This is a genomic window from uncultured Leptotrichia sp., assembly GCF_938036635.1.
GTDB lineage: Bacteria > Fusobacteriota > Fusobacteriia > Fusobacteriales > Leptotrichiaceae > Leptotrichia > Leptotrichia hongkongensis.
The window spans coordinates 1-4507 of record NZ_CALHQO010000102.1 but is presented as its reverse complement, the minus strand read 5'-3'; the positions used below and the strand labels follow the sequence as shown (position 1 = coordinate 4507).

The following is a 4507-nucleotide window of genomic DNA, read 5'->3' as shown; positions in this document are numbered from 1 at the left end:
CATTCAATAATTTATAAATATCCTTCCATTGATAAGTTAATTCATTGTAAACTGCCGCTAGTTGACAAACAACTTCCACATTTTTGGGATTTTCTTTCAATTTATTTTCCAAAAACGTTTTATACTCTTCATAAACAGAATCATAATCACTATTATTTCTAATTTTTTCTTGAATATATTTTATCCATGCTTTTACGGTTTTTCTTTCTAAGTTTTTTTGTTTTTCCAATTTTCCTCCTAATCTAACTTCTGATGTCGTGGACAATCTATCAAAAAACAGTCATACAAAAATTTAGGGTAAATTTTAACTTCTGGTTTATAATCTGTTTTCAAAATTTTCTCATACTCCGCCTTCAAATTCTTTATTTGTCTTTTTATCTCCCTAATTTCTTCTTTTTTATACGATTTCGTACATTCTGTTAAAAATTCTCCATTTTTAATGCTCTCTATTTCTTCATCTTTAATTTTCAAAACTATTTTAAAATTTTCTTGTAATTTTTCCATTTCATTTAACTGCTTTAGAGAATAAAAATAGAATCTCAGCCACCAAGCTGGAAATTGATAATCTTGTATTTTGAACTTTGAATAAATTTTTCGGCTTTTCTCATAACTTCCCACCAAATAATATAGCTCTGCAAACTCTTCCTCAAAAAAATCATCTTTATTAACCACTTCTAACATTAATTCATCAATTTCATTCTCAATATTTTCAAATTTCCTTAATTGAATTTTATTTGCGATATAACTATATTTTATCTTAACAAAATCTTCTTTTTCAAATTCAAAATCTTTTTTTATTAATTCTTCCAAAATTATTTTCGCCTCTTCGTTTTTTCCATTAACCATCAGCAAATTTGCATATTCAAACTTATAAATCGGATTATTTTCCAGCTCACAAGCTCTTTTATACATTTCTTCCGACTTATCATATTTCCCAGCACCATAATAATCCGCCCCAAGTCCATAATAAGCCTTAGAATTATTTGGATTAAACGCCACAGCCTTTCTCAAAGTTCTAATCGCTCTCTTACTGCCATCTCTCTGATCATCATAATAATACCCTAAATTAGTATAAATCCGTGATTTTTCCACATCAGTCAATTCATTTTCATATTTTTTAATAAATTCATTCAATAATTTATAAATATCCTTCCATTGATAAGTTAATTCATTGTAAACTGCTGCTAATTGACAAATAATTTCCACATTTTTGGGATTTTCTAAAAGACATTTCTCTAAATAATCCTTATATTCAATAAATGCATGCTTATAATTATCGTAACTATCATTTTTTTGGATTTCATCCTGAATATATCTTGCCCATTCTCTTTGTGTTTGTTTCATAATTTTATTCCTTTCATGTTTCTTCAATCCTCATCAATTACCAAATGTTGTGGACAATCTGCCATCCAGCATTCATATTTAAAAAACATTGTTATTTCCATCTTAGGCTTAAAATCTGTATTTAATATTTTTTCCGATACTAAATTAATATTTTTCAATTTCTCTTTTCACTTTCCAATTTTTATTTTAAACTTATTATAACATCTTTTATCAAAACAAAAAAGGCTACAACTTTCATTGTAACCTCTTCTTTTACCGTCTATTTTCCCCTGCTTTTTATAATCTTATCCACATTATTAATAACTTCATAGTCATCTTTTGTTAATTCCACATTTTTTCCAATTGAAATATACCATAAGAATTTTGAGAAATAATCTTTTAATTTTTTATCAGAAAAATCATAACCTGCGACTGCATAAGGATAGTTTTTCATTATTTTCAAATCTTCATTGGAAAGTTCCTTTAATTCATCTGGTGTTAAATATTCTGAAGTGTAAGCCGCTTTTGTTAATTCATCTCTATATTTAAAGCCTTTTTCAGTCTTTTCAGGGAAAGAATAATTACCGTTCAGATATCTTATTTCTGATAAGTTAAATTCATCTTCAGGACTAAAATTCTTTGTTTTAAAATGTAAATATCCTTTTTTTAATTTTGCATAAAGAACTTTATATTGTCCGTCTCTATCATAATAATTTTTGTATCCATAATCAATATTTCCTTCTCCAACTAATTTCCAGTCCATATATTTTCCATTCTTCATTTTTATTTCAGGTATTGCAATCAAAGCACTTCCAGGCTCAACAATTACTTCAAAGTCATCCACTTTTTGATTTTTCCATTTTGAAATAGTAGACCATACATAGTTAAAGTCATTATATCCGACACCGCCACTTCCATCGTAACGATAACTATGCTCAATTACATTTTCTCCTTTTTTAAAGTTCGCTTTAAAATAATAAACATAGCTTCTTTTATAATAGTCGGCTTCCTCTTTTGCCTTTTCTTCATTATATTCCTTAAAATATTTTTTCACTTCTTCAAGTTTCTTTACATCCTTTGGAACAAAATCGGTTAGCCTGTAAGAAACTGTATCTACACTTTTCCCATTTACAACAGTTCTAAAATTTTTAAAATGATTAACTTCATCCCATTCCTCATTTCCACCTTCAGGCGTAATAAAACCAATGTATTTCTCCCCAGCCTCAGGACTGTCAAACACAAATCTTACAGTTACCGTCATTTCATTTACTGGTCCATACTCCCCCTTTACTTTTTCCAGCTTAAAATGAAGTTTCTCACTTTTTATCGCAATATTAGACACATTCATTGGAACAATATGTCCACCTTCCGAACCAAATTCCCAGTCATTTGCTAGTAAATTTGTACTAAAAATAAACATTAAGCAAAATAATAAAAATGTTCTGATTTTTCTCATAGCAACCACTCCTATTTTTTATTAATTTTTTTGTTTTTCATTATAAATTATACCTTGTATTAAATTTTAGTCAATATATTTAATTTTTATTTTTAGAAAAATTAAAAGGATCAACTCCTGTTTTACACAGGAATCAACCCTTGTTAATCTATTAAATTACTTATCTAATTACAGATTCATCAATAACATAGACAAGGTAAAAATTTTAGAAGCAATTATAAATTTACTGCTTTAGAAATTTTTAAAAATTTATTATGCTTCGCTTATTCTTTCCCCTTTAAAAACTTCTTCATTAAAAGTTCCCATTTCCTTGTCTACAACAGTTGAAACTACCATTGCACCGTTTACGTTTATTGCTGTACGTCCCATATCTATTATTGAGTCGATTGGCAGTACTAAAGCTACTGGAGCAAAAGGCAATCCCATTCCACCTAGTACGACTGTCGCTGCAATGTAGGCTGTTCCTGGTACTCCTGCCATACCGAACGACCCTAATGCGATTACTGTTATAAGACTTATTAGAAATACTGGAGTAATTGCAATGCCGTTCATATTGGCAATCATTATTGCTATTACTGCTGGAAATACTCCTGCACAACCATTCATTCCTATTGTTGTCCCTAGTGTCGCTGTAAAGTTTGCTGTTGGTGAACTTACTCCTACTTCTTTTTCCAGTGTTTCAATTGTTACAGGTAAAGTTCCCATACTTGAAGTTGTTGTAAATGATAGAACTAACGGTGCTGTTACTTTCTTGTAATATCTTAGTGGATTTACACCGTGTATTGCAAGATTTAAAGATTGCATTACTACAACCAGTCCTAATGAAATAAACATTACAATCAGATATGTAACAAGATTTTTAAATACTTCAAGCCCATAAGAAGCCGTCAAATCAAACATCAATGCCGCAACTCCATACGGAATTATTTTTATTATTGTAATTGTAACGCTTGTCATTACTGAAAACAATGCTTCTGTTACGTCCTTCAAAGGTTTTATTTTCTCAGGATTTTTTAATCCAACTCGGTTTGTTGCAAATCCTAAAAACGCTGTAAATATTACTACTCCAATAACACTTGTTTCTGTCATAGCCTTAAAAATATTTGACGGTATAAACGAAACTACAACATCAACAAGACCTTTATACTCCCCTTTTCCAGTCCATGCTTCCATTCCTTCAGGCAATTTCATTCCAACTCCCAGCTTAAATGTCATTGCAACTACAATTCCAATAATCGCCGAAATAGCCACAGTCGCTGTGTAATAAACTACTGATTTTATGGTCAGTTTTCTCAAATTCTCATTATTTTTAGAATTAATTATCGAATTATAAACAGATAGCCCAACTAACGGAATAACTATCATTTTTAAAAGGCTCGTAAATCCTCTTCCTACTAACGAAGCTGCATTTGTTACATTCTTTATAACAACCTCATGCTCAGCCGCTCCCACTAATCCCAAAGTTGATTGAAATACAATTCCCGCAACAAATCCCAGTACTGTAGAAATTATCATCCTTGTAGAAAACTTAAATTTTTTCTTTAAATTCACATTTATATGAATCAATAAAAAGAACAGTAAAATCAAAATTACTATCCATATACTTGAAAATACTATCGCTGTCATTTTTCCTCCTAATTTGATTTAAAATTTATTCTTAAAATTTTCATATACAAATATTATCATTAATTTATTTTCATGTCAAGATATTTTTGTAATTAAATCATT

4 protein-coding genes and 1 pseudogene are annotated in these 4507 nt (G+C 29.4%); all 5 read right to left on the bottom strand.

Annotated elements, in window-relative coordinates:
* Nucleotides 1–229, bottom strand: a pseudogene (locus tag Q0370_RS01905) (hypothetical protein); the annotation flags it as partial.
* 8 nt (nucleotides 230–237) lie between these two features.
* A complete protein-coding gene (locus Q0370_RS01900) occupies nucleotides 238–1344 on the bottom strand; it encodes a hypothetical protein (protein ID WP_299571357.1) in 1107 nt (368 codons plus the stop codon).
* A gap of 23 nt (nucleotides 1345–1367) precedes the next feature.
* On the bottom strand, nucleotides 1368–1502 hold the full coding sequence (locus Q0370_RS01895; protein ID WP_299571355.1) for a hypothetical protein: 135 nt from the start codon (nucleotides 1500–1502) through the stop codon (nucleotides 1368–1370).
* A 101-nt stretch (nucleotides 1503–1603) separates the two neighbouring features.
* Nucleotides 1604–2779: a YARHG domain-containing protein gene (locus Q0370_RS01890; protein WP_299571352.1), complete on the bottom strand. Its 1176-nt coding sequence runs from the start codon at nucleotides 2777–2779 to the stop codon at nucleotides 1604–1606.
* Between the two features lie 252 nt (nucleotides 2780–3031).
* On the bottom strand, nucleotides 3032–4405 hold the full coding sequence (locus Q0370_RS01885) for a cation:dicarboxylase symporter family transporter (protein ID WP_299571349.1): 1374 nt from the start codon (nucleotides 4403–4405) through the stop codon (nucleotides 3032–3034).
* Nucleotides 4406–4507 lie beyond the last annotated feature (102 nt).